The sequence below is a fragment of the Planktotalea sp. genome (genome assembly GCF_050633725.1).
GTDB lineage: Bacteria > Pseudomonadota > Alphaproteobacteria > Rhodobacterales > Rhodobacteraceae > Planktotalea.
Map to the genome: position 1 here is coordinate 87,372 of NZ_JBOEHB010000017.1, position 18,713 is coordinate 106,084.

Consider the following 18,713-nt stretch of genomic DNA (forward strand, 5'->3'; position numbering starts at 1 on the left):
GGACGCCTCCGGCGGGGATATTTTTAGAGAGAGGAAGGGGCGGGGGTTATTCCGCCGCCTTTAGTTCAAATCCTTTGGTGATCTGATCGCTTGGTGTCACAGGATAGTCGCCTGAGAAACAGGCATCGCAATACTGTGGGCATTTAGAGTTGCGACCCTCGACCTCGCCGACGGCGCGATAAAGACCATCGAGTGAAATGAACTTGAGACTGTCTACGGTAAGGTGATCGCGCATTTCGTCTTCGGACATCGTCGCGGCGAGCAGCTTGTCGCGCTGGGGCGTGTCTACGCCATAGAAACAAGGCCACGCCGTGGGCGGGGAGGCAATGCGGAAGTGCACTTCTGCTGCGCCCGCATCGAGGATCATCTCTTTGATCTTGCGCGACGTGGTGCCGCGCACAACGCTGTCATCCACGAGGATCACCCGTTTGCCCTTGATCAACGCGCGGTTCACGTTCAGCTTCAGGCGCACACCCATGTTGCGGATTTGCTCGGTCGGCTCAATAAAGGTGCGGCCCATATATTGGTTGCGGATAATGCCCATCGCATAAGGAATGCCGCTTTCTTGCGAGAAACCGATCGCGGCGGGCGTGCCACTGTCCGGCACAGGGCAGACGAGATCCGCCTCAACGGGGCTTTCCTTGGCCAGCTCGACGCCAATCTGACGGCGGGTTTCATAGACCGAGCGACCGCTGATGATGCTATCGGGACGCGAGAAATAAACATGTTCGAAGATGCAGAAGCGCGACGGCTGACGGCGGAACGGGAAGTGGCTTTCAACGCCGCCTTTGGCCGTGATGACGACCATTTCGCCCGGCTCAACTTCGCGCACATATTCTGCACCAATAATGTCCAAAGCACAGGTTTCTGAACTGAGAACCCAGCCGTCGCCATCGAGCCTCCCCAATACCAGAGGGCGCACGCCCAAAGGATCGCGCACACCAATCAGCTTGGTGCGGGTCATGGCAACAACGGAGAACGCGCCTTCAACGCGGCGCAGCGCATCTTCCATCCGCTCGGGGATGTTGCGCTGCAAGGAGCGTGCCATCAGGTGGATGATGCATTCGGAATCAGACGAGCTCTGGAAAATCGAGCCGCGTTCAATCAGCTCTTTGCGCAGGGCATCGGCATTGGTGATATTACCATTGTGCGCAATCGCCGCGCCGCCCATGGAAAATTCGCCAAAGAACGGCTGTACGTCGCGGATAACCGCGCCTTTGGAGCCAGCCGTGGAATAGCGCACATGGCCAATTGCGAGCGGGCCGGGAAGCGTTTCCATCAGGGAGGCTTTGGTAAAGTTGTCGCGCACATAGCCGAAGCGGCGCGCGGAGTTGAAACCCTCAACAGGATCATGGCTGACAATTCCGCCAGCTTCTTGTCCGCGGTGTTGCAAGGCATGCAGGCCAAGCGCGACGAAGTTGGCGGCATCTGAGGCCCCAACAACGCCAAATACGCCGCATTCTTCTTTTAGCTTGTCGTCGTCAAAGGGATGGGCGGGAGGCATTTGAAGGGTCAAGGGCAGCTCCGAATCCGAACTTGTGGAAGTTGCGCCACTCATAGAGGTTCACAGCGGCGCTGTCACCACATCAAAAGATGCGCAACTGCGTTACTCTGGCGCGCCGCAGGTGCCGACAAGCTGTTCGTATTGCGTTGTGATCCAGCCAAGCGCTTGCTCGGGGTTGCGATCTTCGATTTGGCCGGTCATGCGCGCAAAGACCTTTGCAGAGCGGCTCTCGTCAATCATTGTAATATTTTGCTGAGTTGCGACGGTGTCATAAACAAAGAAGGCAACCGCAACCAAGAGAATGCCGCGCAAAACGCCGAACAAAAATCCAAACCCCTGATCAAGTCCGCCAAGTGCAGACCGTTGCACAAGCGAGGCAAACAAAGGGGTAAACAAAGAGGTCACGATCAAGGCAATCGCAAAGACAATGGCAAAGGCCGCGATAATCGCTAACTCGCAGCTGTCAGCTAAAAATTCACCAATGAAGGGGATTTCTTTTACCAAAGGTTCGACTTGCGGGGCGAACATAAAGGCCAAAAGCGCAGCAACGACCCAGCCAGCAATCGCAAGAGCTTCGCGCACAAAGCCACGCGAATAAGCCAGAAGGGCGGAGAGCACGATAACAACCGCAACTACACCGTCAATAATCGTAAAACCTTCCATTGGTCCGCTCGCTTTCTTGCCTTTGATCGCGCGTTAACCCGCGCCGAATACATCGCCCACAAAGGCAGTCAAATCGCTCATTTGATTGAGCGCGATTCCATCGACTTTGACACCTTTACCACCTGCCGGAGCAAGTGCGCCCGTAAAACCAAGTTTTTGCGCTTCCTTCAACCTATTTTCGGTCTGCGGTGCCGGTCTGAGGGCACCTGAGAGGCTAATTTCGCCAAACACCACAGTTTCTGCGGGTAAAGCTGCGTCCTCGCGCGCACTTAAAAGTGCAGCGGCGACGGCAAGATCGGCGGCTGGCTCGGAAATCTTCATTCCACCTGCGACATTGAGATACACATCAAGGCCCGTGAAAGGGATGCCGACACGTGCTTCCAGGACCGCAAGAATCATCGCAAGGCGTCCGCCATCCCAGCCAACAACTGTGCGGCGCGGCTGTGAATGAGGCGAGGGCGCGACGAGGGCTTGCAGTTCGACCAAAACGGGGCGCGTGCCTTCAATGCCCGCAAACACCACCGATCCGGGCGAAGGTGTGCCGCGCTCCGAGAGGAATAAGGCCGACGGATTGGTTACCTGCGCCAGCCCCAAGCCGGTCATTTCGAACACCCCGATTTCATCGGAGGGACCAAAACGGTTTTTCACAGCGCGCAAAATGCGGAACTGATGGCCGCGCTCGCCCTCAAAGTAGAGAACTGTATCAACCATATGTTCAACCACACGTGGACCGGCGATTTGCCCGTCTTTGGTTACATGGCCAACCAGAATAACCGCAATGCCGCGCCGTTTGGCAAAACTCGTCAGCTCATGCGCCGCTGCGCGCACCTGACTGACTGAGCCGGGGGCAGAGCCAACGCTATCAGACCACATGGTTTGAATGGAATCGATGATAACAAGTTGCGGGTTTTCGATCTCTAATGTTGTGAGAATATCGCGCAGGTTGGTTTCGGCGGCCAGTTGCACGGGCGCATCCGCGAGGCCAAGCCGCTGCGCGCGCATACGCACCTGCGCGCTGCTTTCTTCGCCAGAAACGTAGATCGTTTTAAGGCCAGCGTTGGCGAAATGTGCGGCGGCTTGCAGCAAGAGCGTTGATTTACCAATGCCCGGATCACCGCCGACCAAAGTTGCAGAGGCAGGCACCAAACCGCCGCCCAGCACGCGATCTAACTCGTTCAAGTTAGAGTTCGTTCGCGGGGGCGGGGCTTCTTGGGTGCTGAGGTCGGTCAAAGGCACCGCGCGTCCGCGCACTGTGCCAAGACCGGATTTTTCGGGGCCTGAGCTGCTAAGCCCCGCGTCTTCGGTGATGGAATTCCACGCGCCACACGCTTCACATCGCCCCGACCATTTCGAGGTGATGTTGCCGCAATCATTACATGAGAAAGAAGGTTTTTTAGCCATGCGCCCTTGTGACGAAACCAGCTTGCGGCGTCAAATCAAACTATTGCTCTTGGATCATTCTGCGGCGTGCGGCAGGGCGATTACTTTGCTCTCGCTGTCTTGCTCTGTTATTTCAAGCCCCAGTCCGGGAAGCACATCTGCAAGATCATCAACCAAGCGATCAATTTGCGCGCGCGCCACACTTTCATCCATTTCAACCTGAGCCAGCCAGCCCTTCAATTCGGTTGAGACGATCTTTGCGTCTTCTAAGCGGGCGTTGAACTCAACGATTTCATGCTGGCGCTCTTTTAGAACGTTTCGCGCGCGTTCCACTTTCTGATCTGAATAGATATGCGCCAGTTCGGCAGACACCTGGCTCATTTGCGCGGCGGTTTCTAGAACTGAAGGCTCTAGCTGCGCCAAGTCGGGGTGGCTGCGCAGAAATCCGAGACGTTCGCGTACAGCGTCAAATTCACTAGAAAGCTGAAAAGCACCTGTGCGATCTTGGGCATGAGCGACTGCATAAGCACGTGCAACATCCTCCATACCGATTTGAAACAGTCGATGCGATGTTTCCAGTTTTGATATGCGATTATGTGCTGGCAGAAAGAAACACAGCCCAATCAACAGCACCGTAAAGACAATCTGCAATGCGGCTCCAGCCCAAGGATAGACGTCATCGCCCAAAGTTATAGGTAGGTCCAACCAACTCGCGTATCCAACGGCGCTCGCGATGGTAAGAGCAAAAGCACCGACTGCCAAAGCGATGAGTAGGAAAAAGGTCAACCGTTGCATCAACCAAGAAGCAATGCGGAAAGTGTTCGTAAACGCTAACATAGTCATCTCCCCCAAGGGTATAGGCGGAGGTTAGCCGATGCGGTGCAAGCGTCACAGGGGAATAGATCGCAGCTTTCGCCAGAATGGTGACTGAGCAGGCTAGGACTTAGGTTTGATCAAAAGCCCTAAAAGCAGTTGCACCATGATACATCCCGTAAAGAGATAAAGCCCCCAAGCCGTTTCAATTCGTCCAACGCCAATACCTTTGGAAATCGTGATGTAAACCGCAATCAGAAAAATATCTGCCATAGCCAATTTGCTCAGGATGCCAAGCGCGGGCTGAACTTTGTCGCTGAGCAATCCAAATTGCACCAGCGCAAGCCCGAGGGTTTTCACATAGGGGGCAAATAGCGCAAAGAAAGTAACGAGCAGCGCAAGATAAACGTCGCTCTGCCAAAGGCTTTGCAGACCGGAAATGATGCTGATTTCGCTCAGACCAAACAGCGGAAGAAACCCAGCGCGCATCAGCGGGGCAAACCATGCAATCGGAAAAAGAACGATAAGCGCAAGGTTCAATAGCTTAGGAACGCTCATAGGCTCGTGTAAATCCAAAGTCCGAAAAAGCCGATAGCGGCGAGAAGGTGCACAGCATCAAGCGCCCACCAACGGTGCCCGCGCAAGCGCCAAGACAGAGCAAAGATCAGCGAGACCACGATAGGCAGCGCCATGCCCGATCCCGCAGTGAACACACCTTGGTTCACGATGCTTGCGGCCAGTCGGCCTGCCTCCGTGCCGGACACCCCCGCAAGCGAGGGCGCAAAGCGCGCCGCCACACCGACAAGTGCAACAAGCGTGGCGATTAGCGCAGCAATGCGTGATGGGCCAGAGGCAACAAAGACGCGGATCAAGGCCAAAACTCCAACAACTTCAATATAGAAGAACGTTTTGATCATCAAAAACGTGTAAAGCGGGTAATTGGGCTCGAATAAAGTGCTCACCTGACGGCCTTTTTGTTAATCGCGTAACTTAAAGTGGCTGTTTGTTAAGGGCGTTACAAGGTGCGAGCGCGCGATTTAACGCACCGCTTCTATCGGGCCGCTCGCACGCCCATGAATGAATTGATCAAGGTATGGATCGCCCGAGTTATCCATATCCGCGACAGGCCCGCTCCATTTTATGACGCCGTCGTGAAGCATCGCCACATTGTCAGCGATCGCGCGTACAGAGGTCATGTCGTGGGTGATGGTCATTGCTGTCGCGCCCATTTCCACCACAATTTCGCGGATCAAATCGTTGATCACGCCGGACATGATCGGATCGAGGCCCGTTGTTGGTTCGTCGAAAAAGATAATCTCGGGCTCTGCTGCAATCGCGCGCGCAAGGCCGACGCGTTTTTGCATGCCGCCCGACAATTCAGCGGGCAGGCGGTCTGCGACATCAGGCTTAAGGCCAACGCGGCGCAGCTTTTCAATAGCGATCTCGCGGGCCTCGTCCTTGGGGCGTTTCAATGCACCGCGCATCAGACGGAAGGCGACGTTTTGCCAAACGGGCAAGCTATCAAAAAGGGCACCACCTTGGAACAACATACCAAAGCGCGCCAGAAAGGCGTCGCGCTCGGCGGTGGCGGCGTTCTGCCCGTCTACCATAATCGTGCCGCTGTCAGGCGTGACCAAACCAAGCACAGATTTCAACGCCACGGACTTGCCCGTGCCAGAGCCACCAATAATTACCATCGAGGTGCCGCGCGCGATCTCAAGGTTCACGCCTTGCAAAACGTGATTGCTACCAAAGGACTTTTTTACGTCTGTGAGCGTGATCATAGCGAGAAAAACACCCCTGTAAGAACGAAGTTCGCGGCAAGAATGAGGATTGCCGCCGATTCAACCGAGCCCTTGGTCGCCGCGCCAACACCCTGCGCACCGCGTCCTGAGTTCATACCGTAGTAACAGCCCATAAGGGTTGCAATCACCCCGAAGACTGCGCCTTTGGCCAGCGATGACAGAACGTCGCGCATTTCCAAGAAATCAAAGGTGTTCACGAGATAGGTCGAGGCGTTAAAGCCAAGCGTACCTGTCGCCACAGCGTAGCCGCCCAAAATTCCGATCACATCGCCAACGCCAACCAAAACAGGGACGCAGATCAAGCCCGCCAGAACACGCGGCACCGTGAGATACTGCATCGGATGGGTGGAAAGCGTCACAAGCGCATCTATCTGCTCGGTTACTTTCATCGTCGCAATCTCTGCGGCAATCGAGGATGTCACGCGCGCGGCGATCATCAGACCAACCAGCACAGGGCCCAGCTCGCGCACCATACCGATGGCAACAATCTGTGGCACCACGGCTTCGGCGTTAAAGCGTGACCCGCCCGCATAGATTTGCAGCGCCAAAGCACCGCCTGTGAAGATCGCGGTAAGGCCAACAACAGGCAAAGACAGCCACCCGACATGAAGCAGCGCAATGCCCAGCTCGCGCAGATAAAACGGGCGGCGAAAGCAATGGCGCAGCGTTTCAAAGGCGAAAATTGAAATACGTCCCAAAGCCGCCAGCATATTGAGCGTCGCAGCACCGATGGCGGCAAGCAGAGCGAAAATCGCACTCATCCAATGTACCGCCGCGTGTAGCGCGCGCCTAGCGACGTTAAGATTTCATAGCCGATCGTGCCCGCGTTTGCGGCAAGCGTATCAACCGATTGGTGCTGGCCAAGAAGCTGGAGCGAAGAAGGCAGATCCTTAGCATCGGTGACATCAACGCCAATACTGTCCATTGAAATACGCCCCGCAATAGGAACGCGCGTACCTGCTGCAAAAAGCTCTGTGTTCGGGCCCATGGCGCGGATGATACCATCTGCGTAGCCACAAGACACCGTGGCGATACGGCTTGGGCGCTCAGCGATCCACGTATTTCCGTACCCAACGCTTTCACCTGTCGCGACATCGCGGGTCTGGATGATCGGCAGGTCTATCGAGACAACGGGCACGGCATCAATGAAAGGCAAGCCGCCATAAAGGCCGATTCCGGGGCGGGTGACGTCAAAATGGTACTCAGGCCCTAGCAAGATGCCGCCCGTCGCGGCGAGCGAGCGAGGCGCATCAATGCCATCGGTCATCTGGGTGAAAGCCGCAAGTTGCTGCGCGTTCATTGGATGCTCGGGCTCATCTGCGCAGGCAAGGTGCGACATGATTAGCTTTGGTGCCTGCGGGATCACGAGTGTGCGAACGGCTTCCCATTCGGCAGGCTCCATGCCGAGACGGTTCATGCCCGTGTCGAGCTGAATGCCAAAGGCCGCGCCGGGCAGGGCCTCGAAATGGCGCAGCATTTGATCAATCGAGCTCAGTAAGGGGATCAGGTTCAAATCCGAAATCATATCCGTATCGCCAGACATATGGCCTGACAGAATGAAAATTTCAGGATCAGGACCTAGGGCATGGCGGATATCGGCGGCTTCTTCGGCAACGGCGACGAAAAACTTGCGCGCCCCTGTTTGCGCAAGCCGGCGCGCTGCGCGGCCAATGCCTGTGCCATAGGCGTCTGCTTTGACCACTGCGCCCGTTTCGGCTTGGCTCATCGCATCTAGTGCGGTCCAGTTCTTGGCCATCGCGGCCAGATCAATCGTAAGTGTACCTGTGCTCATAAAAGAGGTGTTTGCCACGACAGACCTGCGCGTCAAGGGTAAAAGACCCCGTAAGCCAGCCGCGCCGTTGCTAAACTGAGGCTGATCTTAGGTTTTTTGATCCATATCTGGCTTGTGCGCATCATAGCTTGCTTCAAGTTCGCGGCGCAGAAAATGCCCGAAAACCATTGGCTCAAATGCAGGCGTTTGCGCGCCGATCAGAGGCTTGATCGTTGCGCTAACGTGCGGGTCATAAAAGAACGGGCATGAATATCGCTCGCGCCCGGTTTTGTTGATCACACGATGCGGGGTTGAGCGCAGCGCGCCGTTGGAAAGCCGATGCAGCATATCGCCCACATTGACCACAAAGGCGTCTTGGCGAGGCGGGACATCAATCCACTCGCGCCCATCAGGTGTTTGCACCTGCAAGCCACCGACGTCATCCGTTGCCAAAAAAGTCAGCGCGCCGAAATCTGTATGCGGGGCCGAGCCGTAAAGATCATCGGGGCTGGCATGGGGCATCGGAGGGTAGTGCAGCAGCCGCAGCCAAGTTGTGGGCGGTGTGAACATCTCTATCGCCTCAACAGGAGCGCCAATCGCGCGCAAAGCAATTCGCATCATCTTGTCCGCTAGGACACACATTTCTTGATTGTAGCGCTCAAGCGTGTCGCGAAACTGCGCCACATCTGGCCACTGGTTCGGGCCCGAAAGATAAACATCGCGATCCGCTATAGCATCCTCGCGCATCATCATGAAACTTGCCGATTGATTGGGCTTGTTGACCTCTGCGAGGGTTGAATTTACATCAGTTGAACTGGCCATTCCAATGTAGCCGCGATGGTTGCGATCAACTGCGACTTTGTTTTTCTCGGACTCTGGTAGCGCGTGAAACACCTTTGAGACGTCAAAGAGCGATTGGCGCAATTTGGGGCAAATTCCATGGCCGACGAAATAGGCAAACCCGACATTGCTGTAGGCTTTGACAAAGGCGCGATCGATATTGCGATCCGTTAGGTCTAAGACTGGAATAGCTGTCATATAGCCTCTGGAAGCTGCTGGGTTGCACAATGAATGCCGCCGCCAATTTCACCCAAAGCATCGACATTAAGCGTCACGACCTCGCGCTCCGGGTAATGCCGTGCCAAAGCTGTCTGCGCAATTTCGTCCGTTTCGTGATCTCCAAAGGCAGCAGCGATCAACGCGCCGTTGCAGGCATAGTAATTGGCATAAGAGGCAACGAATTCAACGCCTTTGACGCGCCGATACGTTGGCTCTGGAATGACCTCTAGCTGAACATCTGCGGCCTTTAGAACATCGTAAGTTTCATAGGCGGCCACATGGAACGGATCTTCCCAATCGGGATTGTCGTTGAGGTTGATCAGCGCCCGGTTCGGCCCCGTGAAACGCGCTAATGAATCTATGTGATAATCGGTGATATCTTCACCTTTTACGCCTTTGGCCCAAATCATCCGCTCAGCGCCATAAGCGTTGAGTAAGCTACGTTCGATCTCGGCGCGGCCCAAAGCACCATTGCGATTGCGATTCACCCATGAGCTTTCGTGCGCCATGAGCAGACCGTGTCCGTCGTGCTCAACCCCGCCGGCTTCACCGATCAAGCCGCTGTCGATCATGTCAAAACCCAAAATGTGCGCCACTTCGCGGGCGATTTTGCTGTCGCGCTTGTGAACCTGCTTTGCGCCCCAACCATTGAACTGAATATGGCTGACCACACGTTTGGACCCTTGATGCGCTATCAACGGACCCGCATCACGCGCCCATAAATCCTCGGTGGGGATATCCCAAAGCTCAACCCCGCGCGCGAGCATGCGCCGTGCTTTGCCATGATCGCTGGCCGCCGCGAGCATGATAACGGGTTCGAAATCGGCTATCGCATTGGCAATGTTCGCGATCGTCAGTTGCAGATGCTGAAGAAAGCTCGCGTTAGGATGCACCTTTCTATTCACGGGCCACATCATAAACGTGGCTTCATGCCGATCTTCCTCGGGGCGCACATGAAGGGGCTGCGTTGCCAAAGCGGGACGTGCTTGCGAAAACGTTGCGCCCGTTGCGATGCCCGCAGCTATGAATTCGCGTCTTTTCAACAAAGGCTCTCCTGAAATAGGGTGGTGCAAGCCTATTGGCGGTGAATTCCTGAGGCAAGGGGGAGGGGACAATGGTTCGGCTCAGATTGTTGATGCAACATCCAAGTGTCGTGCTCATGGCCGCGGTTTGCGCACTGGCTATTGTGACGCTAGCCGTTTGGGGACCAATTTGGGTGTGGGCCTGTGTCCCGCTGGGCATCCTTGCGCAGTACCTGAATGAATATAACCTGCACCGCTATGTGTTCCATCTGAAACCGCCAACGCAGCAATGGGCTTTCGATCTGCTTTACCGCGCTCACTATGGCCATCACGACTTTCCAACCAATCACAAACTGTTCTTTGTTCCGGTCTGGGTGGCTCTGCCAATGCTTGGGTTTAACTTCTTCGCGCTCTGGGGGCTTCTTGCGCTCTTTGGCGCGGCGCAAGCGTTCTGGATCGCACTGGCAATTGTTCCAGTTGGCGGGGTCGCAACATTTCTTGGCTATGAGTGGTTTCACATGTCGGCGCATCTTAATGTGCCAAAGGGGCCGTTCGCACGGCATGTCACGAAACTGCACAACCAGCACCACTTTCGCGACTTTTCAAAGTGGTTTCACGTATCCCCCGGCGGTGAAATCATCGATCGCGCGCTGGGCACTGCGATTTCGCGCGAGGCCTTGAAAGACCAACAACGCATAGAGTTCATTCGTACGCTGGGGATGCGGCCCGATGACAAAAGGCTGCGTGCGGCGCGCAGTCGTTTTGCCGATAAATATGGCCTAAGCGCGGACGAAATCGCCCGCGCGGCTGTTGCTTAGAAAGACGCGTCGTCGCTGCCAACCTGCCAAGGTTTTGCAAGGTTGCCAAAGCGCGTGTATTGCGCCTCAAAGCTGAGCTCGACTGTTCCAATCGGCCCGTGACGCTGTTTGCCGATGATAACCTCGGCCTTGCCGTGCAAGCGGGCCATATCGTCCTGCCACGCCGCCATTGCTTCGAGGTTTTCATCATCAGGCTTTTCACGTTCTTTGTAGTATTCGCCACGATATACGAACATCACAACGTCCGCGTCCTGCTCAATCGAGCCTGATTCACGCAGATCTGACAGCTGCGGGCGTTTGTCTTCGCGGTTTTCAACCTGACGCGAGAGCTGGGATAGGGCGATCACTGGGATTTGCAGCTCCTTTGCAATCGCTTTGAGGCCCATTGAAATTTCGCCAATCTCCTGCACACGGTTTTCTGACGTACCGCGCACAAGCTGCAAATAGTCGATGATCAAAACATCAAGCCCATGCGTTCGCTTGAGGCGACGCGCACGTGCGGCAAGCTGGGCAATCGGGATCGCCGCCGTGTCGTCAATGTAAAGCGGGCAGGCTTCCAAATCTTTGGCGGCTTCAACAAAGCGGCGGAATTCGAACTCTTCCATGTCACCTTGGCGAATCTTGTGCGAAGAAATCTCGGAGGCTTCCGCTAGAATACGCCCTGCCAGCTGCTCGGCGCTCATCTCCAGCGAGAAAAAGCCAACAACCCCGCCATCAACCGCGCCTTGCGTGCCATCGGCAAGTTGACCCTGACGATAGGCCTTGGCGACGTTAAAGGCGATGTTCGTGGCAAGCGATGTTTTGCCCATAGATGGGCGACCCGCGAGGATCAAAAGGTCAGATTTATGCAATCCGCCCAACATCTTATCCATGTCGTCCAGGCCGGTCGAGACACCGGCCATGCCGCCCCCACGCTCATAGGCCGCGTTGGCGACGTTTACCGCATCGGTGATCGCGCGCAGGAAAGATTGGAAACCGGAGTCCGAGCTGCCTTTTTCCGCCAGCTTATAAAGCTCTTGTTCGGCTTCAACGATCTGCTCGGCAGGCTCTGACGCGACATCAACGCGTGCGGCCTTTGCCGCGATATCACGGCCAAGCCCCATCAGTTCACGCCGGATCGCGAGGTCATAAATGATCTGAGCATAATCGCGCGCCGCAAAAGCAGAGATCGCCGCACCCGCGAGGCGCGCAAGATAGGCGGGGCCGCCTAGTTCTTTTAAACCCTCGTCATCTTCCAGAAACGCTTTGAGCGTCACAGGGGAGGCAAGGTTGTTTTTGCCTATGCGCGCTGCGGCAACTTCATAGATGCGACGATGCACAGGATCAAAGAAATGGCGCGGCTGGATAATCGATGCAACGCGGTCATAAATGTCGTTGTTTGTGAGGATCGCGCCCAAAAGCTGTTGTTCCGCTTCAATCGAGTTCGGCATGGTCTCGGCAGATGCAACATCGACCTGAGTTTGATTGATTGATGCAATTTCATTCATAACGCGCCCTCACTATCCCGACCCCGTCCTTACAAAAAAGAGCAGGGGAAGTGCAAATTGTATGTTTTTGTGGATAACACAAGTGCGGGCAATTTTCTACTAGATGCTGTAGCTTGGCGAAGGTATGCCACATTTTCTAGCGGAGCTGGGCCCGAGAGAGGCTGTTAAGAAAATTTTATCTTGCTGGCTGCGTGGATACCCCGAGCGCGCGCGCGGCAAAATTCTTCAATAGATATTCAACGCGCCCCAGACAAAGCCAAAACCAGCAGCCAAACTTGAAAGCACCGCCGCATAAGTAAAGAGTTTGAGCATTGAGAAAGGGCGCTCGCCAAATGTGCGCCCGTTTAGTCCGCACGTTATCACTTTCATCGGTTGCCCCTCGTATTCGTAGTGCAAAATCCAGGCGGGCAAAAGAATACGGCGATATTTGATCCCCGTTGTATCGGTGAGATAACTCACATCAACGATGTTGCTTTTGCCTGAATGTCTTATGATCCGATTTCGCAGCAAGAGCGCCTTGTCATCGGCATTACACGCAAGGCCTTGTTTGACAGTTTGATGGTGACGCTCAGCGGCGAACCCTGCAAGGTAGGCTGGCTCAAACGGGCGCAATTTGTCGGGGTCAAAGTCGTGTAAAATGCCGTCTCGGATAAGCGGCGTGACATGGGGCGAGGCAGGCATGAGTAAATCATCGAAGTAGGTTTTCATCGACCCGCTGAGCGATCTTGTGTAAGAGCGCTTCCCGACCTTTTTCTTGTAGCGTACCGTGTAATCGATCGCCTCTTTGCTATCGAATGTCCAAAAGGGAACGTAAATACCCGCAACGCGGCAATTGGATATGAGCGCCCCGAGGTTTGACGGCGCGGCCCATCGACGTTTGACCCAGTCTTGGGCTTTTTCCTGCGCAGCCCTGTCGGTGATCGCAAAAGGGATCATGCCAAGGATGGCAAAGCTCTCGTCAAAGGCTTGCTCTACCAAAGAACCGTTGCAGTAAGGGCAGTTCTCAGAGATCGAATGTCCCTGAAAGACAACGTCACCGCCGCAGCTATCACATTGGAAATGACGATCCGTCGCAAACCTTGGCTGCTCTGTGTGCGGCATATCGGGATGATAATGCTGCTCTGCTGCCGGATCGGCGTTTGGGTCTGGAATAATCTGATGCTCTGTGGCGCAGCTGTTGCAGGTGAGCGTGCCGGTGCTTGGCGCATAGACGCATTGCCCTGCGCAATTCGAGCAGAGCAAATCGCGCTGCGCTAATGTTGCGAGTTTAGTCATCGGCAAGCGCCGCCAGTATATGCAGCAATAGCTCTAGACGATGAAAGGAACGCGCAATTGCCTGTTCTAGATTTCCAAACGCCCACCAATCTCCAATGATGGTGGCAAAGAACCACACAGCAGCGATCCAAAGCGCAATGATGATCCAACCAGACATCGTGCGCAGAAACCCGGCCGAGCCATGTTTAAGCTCGTGTTTGGCCTCTTTCACCTGAATGAGCTTTTTTACAGGATATATGCCAAGGCTCGCCGCGCCAAGAACAAGACAAAGAAGTGCGATATAGGGGGCAATATTGCTTGTCAGCGTCAATGAGGGTCTCGTTTCAAAAAGCGCGATACATTGGGGGCGAAAAACCCGTGTCAGGTGAGAGTGTGATACCTGATCAACTATACAAAGTGCTGAGCCCGCATAAAGGGCGATCTAGAATGCGCCCTTTACTCTCTCTTTCTCTTAACAAGGGGCTTAGCCCTGTTTGTTGGCCTCTTGCCATGCACGCGGATCGTTCAGGAAGGCCTCGACACCGTCAAGCGTGGCTGCATCAAAGGCACCTTGCGCTTTGGCTTCGGCCAAAACATCCCACCATGTACATAGATGGTGTAGCGTGACGCCGTGGTCCCCAAGGGTCTTGGTGGTCTCGGGGAAGATGTCATAATAGAAGATCACAGCCGTGTGGGCGCAAGACGCGCCAGTCTCGCGGATAGCGTCGACGAAATTTAGCTTGGAGCCGCCATCTGTCGTCAGGTCTTCCACAAGCAAAACGCGCTGACCTTCGCTCATATCGCCTTCAATCCGCGCGCCGCGCCCGTGCCCTTTTGCTTTCTTGCGCACATAGGTCATGGGAAGGGCCAAGCGCTCGGCCATCAAGGCCGCATAAGAAATGCCCGCGGTTTCGCCGCCCGCAACGTTGTCAAAGGCTTCAAAGCCCACATTGCGCATGACGGTAACGGCCATGAAATCCATCATCGTTGCGCGAATGCGCGGATATGAGTTGGGTTTGCGGCAATCAATATAAGTTGGGCTGGGCAGGCCTGAAGACAGAATGAACGGCTCGGCCGCATTAAAGTGCACCGCTTTTATTTCAAGCAACATACGGGCCGTAAGGCGCGCGATTTCTTCGGGGCTTGGGTAGCTTGTTGGGATCATGTTTGGTCTCGTTTGGCAGCAAAGCCGGAGAATGCGGGAGCCTCCGGCGGGAGTTTGTTTTGGAAAATGAAGATCAGGTGGTGACAGACCATGTGAGCTCGAACCCAGGATCAAAGACCGTGACTTCACCCATTCCTGTGATGATTTTCTCAGGGTAGGTTGGTGCAGTCTTGTTCAGGGTAATCGTTTCTTCATTGATCGGCAGGCCGTAGTGCGCGGGGCCATTGAGAGAGGCAAAGGCCTCTAACTTGTCTAGCGCGCCATGCTCTTCGAACACCTGCGCCAGAATCGACATGGTGTTGGTCGCGGTAAAGCAGCCCGCGCAGCCACAGGCGTTTTCTTTTAGCTCATCCGTATGGGGCGCCGAGTCTGTGCCAAGGAAGAAGCGCGCCTCGCCAGAGGTGGCGGCCTCGACCAAAGCTTCGCGGTGAAGCTCGCGTTTGGCGACGGGCAGGCAGTAATAGTGCGGCTTAATCCCGCCCACGAGGATGTGGTTGCGGTTGATCACCAAGTGATGGGTGGTAATCGTCGCGCCTAGATCATCGCCCTGCGCGCGCGCGTAATCAACAGCGTCCTTTGTGGTGATATGCTCCATCGTGACCTTAAGGCCGGGCGTTGCGCGACGTAGCGGGTCAAGCACCGTGTCGATAAAGACGGCCTCGCGATCGAAGATATCTACATGGGAGTCTGTGACTTCACCATGTAGGCAGAGCGGCAAGCCGATTTCGGCCATCACATCCAAGACAGGCTGCACACGCGCAAAATCGCGCACGCCGCTGGCCGAATTGGTCGTCGCGCCTGCGGGGTAAAGTTTCACCGCTTTGATCAGCCCACTTTCGAAAGCTGCGCGCATGTCCGCTGGATCCGTGTCTTCAGTCAGATAAAGCGTCATCAGAGGCTCGAACGTCATGCCGCTCGGCAAAGCGTCATTGATGCGCGCTTGGTAGGCCAGCGCATCCGCGCCCGTCACAACAGGAGGCACAAGGTTTGGCATAATAATCGCACGCGCGAAATGGCGCGCAGTTTCTGGCAACACAGCGCGCAGCATATCGCCATCGCGCAGATGAAGGTGCCAGTCGTCGGGGCGGCGGAGTGTGAGGCTATCAGTCATGCAAATGCGCATACACTGGAGCGCAGCGAAGGGCTAGGGGTTTGCGTCTTTCTTAGCGCTTGGGTAGGTCTTGAACCAACCGTTTGGAGGTAGGATATGATTTTCACGTTGATCATCGGGTTTGCCGTTGGCGCATTTTATCAAAGCGCGGTCCCTTTTATGAAGGACGGTTTTGGTAAAATCGGCATAACGCTCCCCAAAGAGCAAATCCCAATCATTGCTATCGTGCTTTGCCTTGGGGCCGCTCTCATCGTGCTTAACCTTATCGGGGTGCATGACTATCCGCTATTGTTGTGCATCGGAGCTATCGCAGGCATCGCGCGCAAAGAGCTGTTGGCGCGGATCACGGGAAAGCAAGGCAAGTGAAGACAGTGCGCCTGAGCCATGTGTATGAGCATCCCCCGGAAAAGGTCTGGGCCGTCGCAACGGATATAGATTGCCTCAAAGAAGCGGTGCGTGGATTGCTCACATTCACCGGGCTGCCAAGCGGCGCGATCCACAAAGGGCAGGTGTTAGACGTTGAGGTGTCTCTGTTTGGTATCTTGCCCGCACAACCCTATCGAATGGAGGTTGTTGATTTTGATCCAATTGCGATGCATTTCACCTCGTCAGAGAAAGGAATGGGCGTAAAGCACTGGATCCACCGTTTGCAGGTTCAGCCCCACGCGCTGGGCGCTGAGCTCATTGACGAGATCGACATCGAAGCAGGCTGGCGCACGCCGATCATCGCGGCTTGGGCGCGCTATATGTACAAGCGCCGCCATAAGCCGCGTCTGCGCATGCTTGCGCGTTAGTCTTCTTGCGCGTCTTTGGCTGCGCGTTCGGAGGCCTGTAGGGCGGCAATCTGCTCGCCCCGTTTCTTAAACCGTGGCGCATTCAAAGCACGCGCAGCATGGTCACAGATCATTTTGGCAAAGGTCCACCGTTTCGCATCTTCCATATCCCCAAGCACGGCGCGCAGGTAATTGCGATCCATGCGGCGTTGGCGGTGGAGCGTGTAGAACTCTTCGGGCACCGAAGCGCCTGCACCGATCGCGCTGAGCAGCGGATAAAGAATATCAAGCCGCATCATCTGGCTATCAAGCGCCGCGCCATAAAACCCCATTCGAAGCTTGTCGACATTCGGGCGGGTAAAGAGCGCAGCATGCATCGCGTCCATCTCAACGCGTGGGTCGTAAATGATCGTCGCGCGCTCGGCTGCGTCCAGCATGTCAGGCGCATAGCCATAGCGGTCGGTGAAGCTAATGCGGCGCGCGCGGCGAAACCGCTCGTCCCATTCTGTTACGCGCGGATCAAGCGTCGCTTGCGGGTTCAACGCAAGTACATGCGCGCCCGGCGCGGCCACAGAATAGGCGCAGGCCGCATAGCCCGCCGATCCTGCACCATAAAAGATAACCTGATCGAAATCCTCAAAAAAGCCGTCATCCACAAGCCGATCCACATAGCGATAGATCGCAGGGTCGCGGAACCACGTATGGCCATCGCAAAAGAACGACAGCAAAGACCAACCTTCTTCGCGCGCCATTTCAAAACCGACGGGGTGGGCGTTTTCATTGATGGATTGAATGGATTGCAGTGATTCGAACGTCACTAATAGCGTTTTCCCCGCATCTATAAATGCGACGTTATGCTTAGGGCTGAGTGGCTGGAAATACCCTGCTTCATCTGTAATATCTTCCACGGCAGACAGCCACGCTTGGCCGGTTTTGCCGGCCAGTGACTGGTCTAACAAATGAAGGGGGTCTTGCATCTTACTTGCTCCTGCACGTCTCAAAAAGGCCCGTCTTATGCGGATCACTTGTCGGCAAATTGCCTGCAAATTGGGGCAGGAATGGGAAGATGCTGCGCCCAAGTCTTGGCAAAACGCAGGTTTTGACGGGCTTTGAGGGGGGACGGGATGAATAGTATTGATGCGGTGCAAGAGGCGCTGGGCGAGACCGGATATGTCTGCGGGCGCGATCTTGCGACGGTGGTGTTCCTTTCGCTTAAACTCGGGCGGCCTTTGTTTCTCGAGGGTGAGGCGGGCGTTGGCAAGACAGAGATTGCCAAAGCCATCAGCACCGCGCTGGGCCGCAAGCTGATCCGCTTGCAATGCTATGAAGGGCTTGATGCCGCGAGCGCGGTTTATGAGTGGAACTTTCCCGCACAAATGGTCGCTATTCGCAGCGCCGAGGCCACAGGCGGCGCAGATCGCGCGTCTCTCACCACCGAACTCTTCTCCGAAGATTTCCTGATCGAGCGTCCGCTGCTGGACGCGATGCGCCCGCAAGAAGGCGGCGCGCCAGTCCTGCTCATCGACGAAATTGACCGCACCGATGAACCCTTCGAGGCATTCCTGCTCGAAGCGCTCTCTGACTTCCAAGTCACCATCCCCGAACTTGGCACGATCAAAGCGCCCGAGCCGCCCATTGTGATCCTGACCTCAAACCGCACCCGCGAAGTGCATGACGCCCTGAAGCGCCGCTGCCTCTATCATTGGGTGGATTACCCGACTTTCGAGCGCGAAATGGACATTCTCACCGCCCGCGCTCCTGAGGCTTCGGAAAACCTGAGCCGCGAAGTCGTCGCCTTTGTGCAAAAACTGCGCGGCGAAGATCTGTTCAAAAAACCCGGCGTCGCGGAAACCATCGATTGGGCCAAATGCCTGTTGGCGCTGGATGTGCTCGAACTCAGTCCCGAAGTCATCGCTGACACGCTCGGCGCGATCCTCAAATACCAAGATGACATCGCGCAGCTTCAGGGTTCCGAAGCCAAGCGCATTCTGGAAGATGCCAAAAAATCATTAGAAGCTCCCTAATGCATCCTCTCTCTAAAAATATCCCACAGGGGTCTGGGGATGTGAAATCCCCAGCGCTGGGCAC

The 18,713-nt window shown here is 55.5% G+C and carries 21 protein-coding genes; 4 read left to right on the forward strand and 17 right to left on the reverse strand.

The features are described from left to right. Window positions 1-46: 46 nt before the first annotated feature. The 11 genes from purF to ACRBCU_RS14100 form a co-directional block, all read right to left on the reverse strand. Window positions 47-1,504 carry an amidophosphoribosyltransferase gene (gene purF / locus ACRBCU_RS14050; protein ID WP_431366055.1) on the reverse strand — a complete coding sequence of 486 codons (1,458 nt, stop codon included), beginning with the start codon at window positions 1,502-1,504 and terminating at the stop codon, window positions 47-49. A gap of 102 nt (window positions 1,505-1,606) precedes the next feature. Then, on the reverse strand, window positions 1,607-2,167 hold the full coding sequence (locus ACRBCU_RS14055) for a CvpA family protein (RefSeq protein ID WP_431366023.1): 561 nt from the start codon (window positions 2,165-2,167) through the stop codon (window positions 1,607-1,609). 33 nt (window positions 2,168-2,200) lie between these two features. Continuing rightward, window positions 2,201-3,568: a DNA repair protein RadA gene (gene radA, locus ACRBCU_RS14060; protein ID WP_431366024.1), complete on the reverse strand. Its 1,368-nt coding sequence runs from the start codon at window positions 3,566-3,568 to the stop codon at window positions 2,201-2,203. A gap of 54 nt (window positions 3,569-3,622) precedes the next feature. Further along, window positions 3,623-4,384 carry a DNA repair protein gene (locus ACRBCU_RS14065; RefSeq protein ID WP_431366025.1) on the reverse strand — a complete coding sequence of 254 codons (762 nt, stop codon included), beginning with the start codon at window positions 4,382-4,384 and terminating at the stop codon, window positions 3,623-3,625. A 99-nt stretch (window positions 4,385-4,483) separates the two neighbouring features. Next, window positions 4,484-4,918: a paraquat-inducible protein A gene (locus tag ACRBCU_RS14070; RefSeq protein WP_431366026.1), complete on the reverse strand. Its 435-nt coding sequence runs from the start codon at window positions 4,916-4,918 to the stop codon at window positions 4,484-4,486. Beyond that, complete coding sequence (locus ACRBCU_RS14075) at window positions 4,915-5,322, reverse strand: hypothetical protein (protein ID WP_431366027.1); 408 nt, start codon at window positions 5,320-5,322, stop codon at window positions 4,915-4,917. Before ACRBCU_RS14075 ends, ACRBCU_RS14070 begins: the two co-directional genes overlap by 4 nt. Before the next feature lie 75 nt (window positions 5,323-5,397). After that, entirely contained in the window at window positions 5,398-6,144 is a 747-nt protein-coding gene (locus ACRBCU_RS14080) for an ABC transporter ATP-binding protein (protein ID WP_431366028.1), read from the reverse strand. Next, a complete protein-coding gene (locus ACRBCU_RS14085) occupies window positions 6,141-6,926 on the reverse strand; it encodes an MlaE family ABC transporter permease (protein WP_431366029.1) in 786 nt (261 codons plus the stop codon). Before ACRBCU_RS14085 ends, ACRBCU_RS14080 begins: the two co-directional genes overlap by 4 nt. After that, window positions 6,923-7,957 carry an alanine racemase gene (gene alr / locus ACRBCU_RS14090; protein WP_431366030.1) on the reverse strand — a complete coding sequence of 345 codons (1,035 nt, stop codon included), beginning with the start codon at window positions 7,955-7,957 and terminating at the stop codon, window positions 6,923-6,925. The genes ACRBCU_RS14085 and alr overlap by 4 nt, the downstream gene beginning before the upstream one ends. Window positions 7,958-8,044: 87 nt before the next feature. Then, window positions 8,045-8,974, reverse strand: coding sequence for an isopenicillin N synthase family dioxygenase (locus ACRBCU_RS14095; RefSeq protein WP_431366031.1), 930 nt, complete (start codon window positions 8,972-8,974; stop codon window positions 8,045-8,047). Beyond that, window positions 8,971-10,038, reverse strand: a complete 1,068-nt coding sequence (locus ACRBCU_RS14100) for an agmatine deiminase family protein (protein ID WP_431366032.1) — start codon at window positions 10,036-10,038, stop codon at window positions 8,971-8,973. The genes ACRBCU_RS14095 and ACRBCU_RS14100 overlap by 4 nt, the downstream gene beginning before the upstream one ends. 71 nt (window positions 10,039-10,109) lie before the next feature. On the opposite strand from ACRBCU_RS14100, the gene ACRBCU_RS14105 reads away from it, so the two are divergent. Then, complete coding sequence (locus ACRBCU_RS14105) at window positions 10,110-10,835, forward strand: sterol desaturase family protein (protein ID WP_431366033.1); 726 nt, start codon at window positions 10,110-10,112, stop codon at window positions 10,833-10,835. Here ACRBCU_RS14105 and ACRBCU_RS14110 read toward each other — a convergent pair. From ACRBCU_RS14110 to pyrC, 5 genes are all read right to left on the reverse strand, one after another. After that, the gene (locus ACRBCU_RS14110; protein ID WP_431366034.1) at window positions 10,832-12,322 is read right to left on the reverse strand and encodes a replicative DNA helicase; all 1,491 of its coding nucleotides are present in this window, start codon (window positions 12,320-12,322) and stop codon (window positions 10,832-10,834) included. The two genes, ACRBCU_RS14105 and ACRBCU_RS14110, sit on opposite strands and share 4 nt — an antisense overlap. A gap of 225 nt (window positions 12,323-12,547) precedes the next feature. After that, window positions 12,548-13,597, reverse strand: coding sequence for a hypothetical protein (locus ACRBCU_RS14115; protein ID WP_431366035.1), 1,050 nt, complete (start codon window positions 13,595-13,597; stop codon window positions 12,548-12,550). After that, window positions 13,590-13,907 (reverse strand): hypothetical protein, encoded by a 318-nt coding sequence (locus ACRBCU_RS14120; protein WP_431366036.1) that lies wholly within the window; start codon window positions 13,905-13,907, stop codon window positions 13,590-13,592. Before ACRBCU_RS14120 ends, ACRBCU_RS14115 begins: the two co-directional genes overlap by 8 nt. Before the next feature lie 153 nt (window positions 13,908-14,060). Further along, window positions 14,061-14,741, reverse strand: a complete 681-nt coding sequence (locus ACRBCU_RS14125) for an orotate phosphoribosyltransferase (RefSeq protein WP_431366037.1) — start codon at window positions 14,739-14,741, stop codon at window positions 14,061-14,063. Between the two features lie 73 nt (window positions 14,742-14,814). Beyond that, window positions 14,815-15,852: a dihydroorotase gene (gene pyrC / locus ACRBCU_RS14130; RefSeq protein WP_431366038.1), complete on the reverse strand. Its 1,038-nt coding sequence runs from the start codon at window positions 15,850-15,852 to the stop codon at window positions 14,815-14,817. Between the two features lie 96 nt (window positions 15,853-15,948). Between pyrC and ACRBCU_RS14135 the strand changes: the two genes are divergently transcribed. Together ACRBCU_RS14135 and ACRBCU_RS14140 are read left to right on the forward strand one after the other, a co-directional pair. Further along, on the forward strand, window positions 15,949-16,218 hold the full coding sequence (locus tag ACRBCU_RS14135) for a hypothetical protein (RefSeq protein WP_431366039.1): 270 nt from the start codon (window positions 15,949-15,951) through the stop codon (window positions 16,216-16,218). Further along, complete coding sequence (locus ACRBCU_RS14140) at window positions 16,215-16,646, forward strand: SRPBCC family protein (protein ID WP_431366040.1); 432 nt, start codon at window positions 16,215-16,217, stop codon at window positions 16,644-16,646. The genes ACRBCU_RS14135 and ACRBCU_RS14140 overlap by 4 nt, the downstream gene beginning before the upstream one ends. Here ACRBCU_RS14140 and ACRBCU_RS14145 read toward each other — a convergent pair. Continuing rightward, complete coding sequence (locus tag ACRBCU_RS14145; protein WP_431366041.1) at window positions 16,643-17,602, reverse strand: phosphoadenosine phosphosulfate reductase; 960 nt, start codon at window positions 17,600-17,602, stop codon at window positions 16,643-16,645. The two genes, ACRBCU_RS14140 and ACRBCU_RS14145, sit on opposite strands and share 4 nt — an antisense overlap. Before the next feature lie 147 nt (window positions 17,603-17,749). Here ACRBCU_RS14145 and ACRBCU_RS14150 point away from each other — a divergent pair, with 147 nt between their 5' ends. Next, on the forward strand, window positions 17,750-18,649 hold the full coding sequence (locus ACRBCU_RS14150) for an AAA family ATPase (protein WP_431366042.1): 900 nt from the start codon (window positions 17,750-17,752) through the stop codon (window positions 18,647-18,649). Window positions 18,650-18,713: the final 64 nt, after the last annotated feature.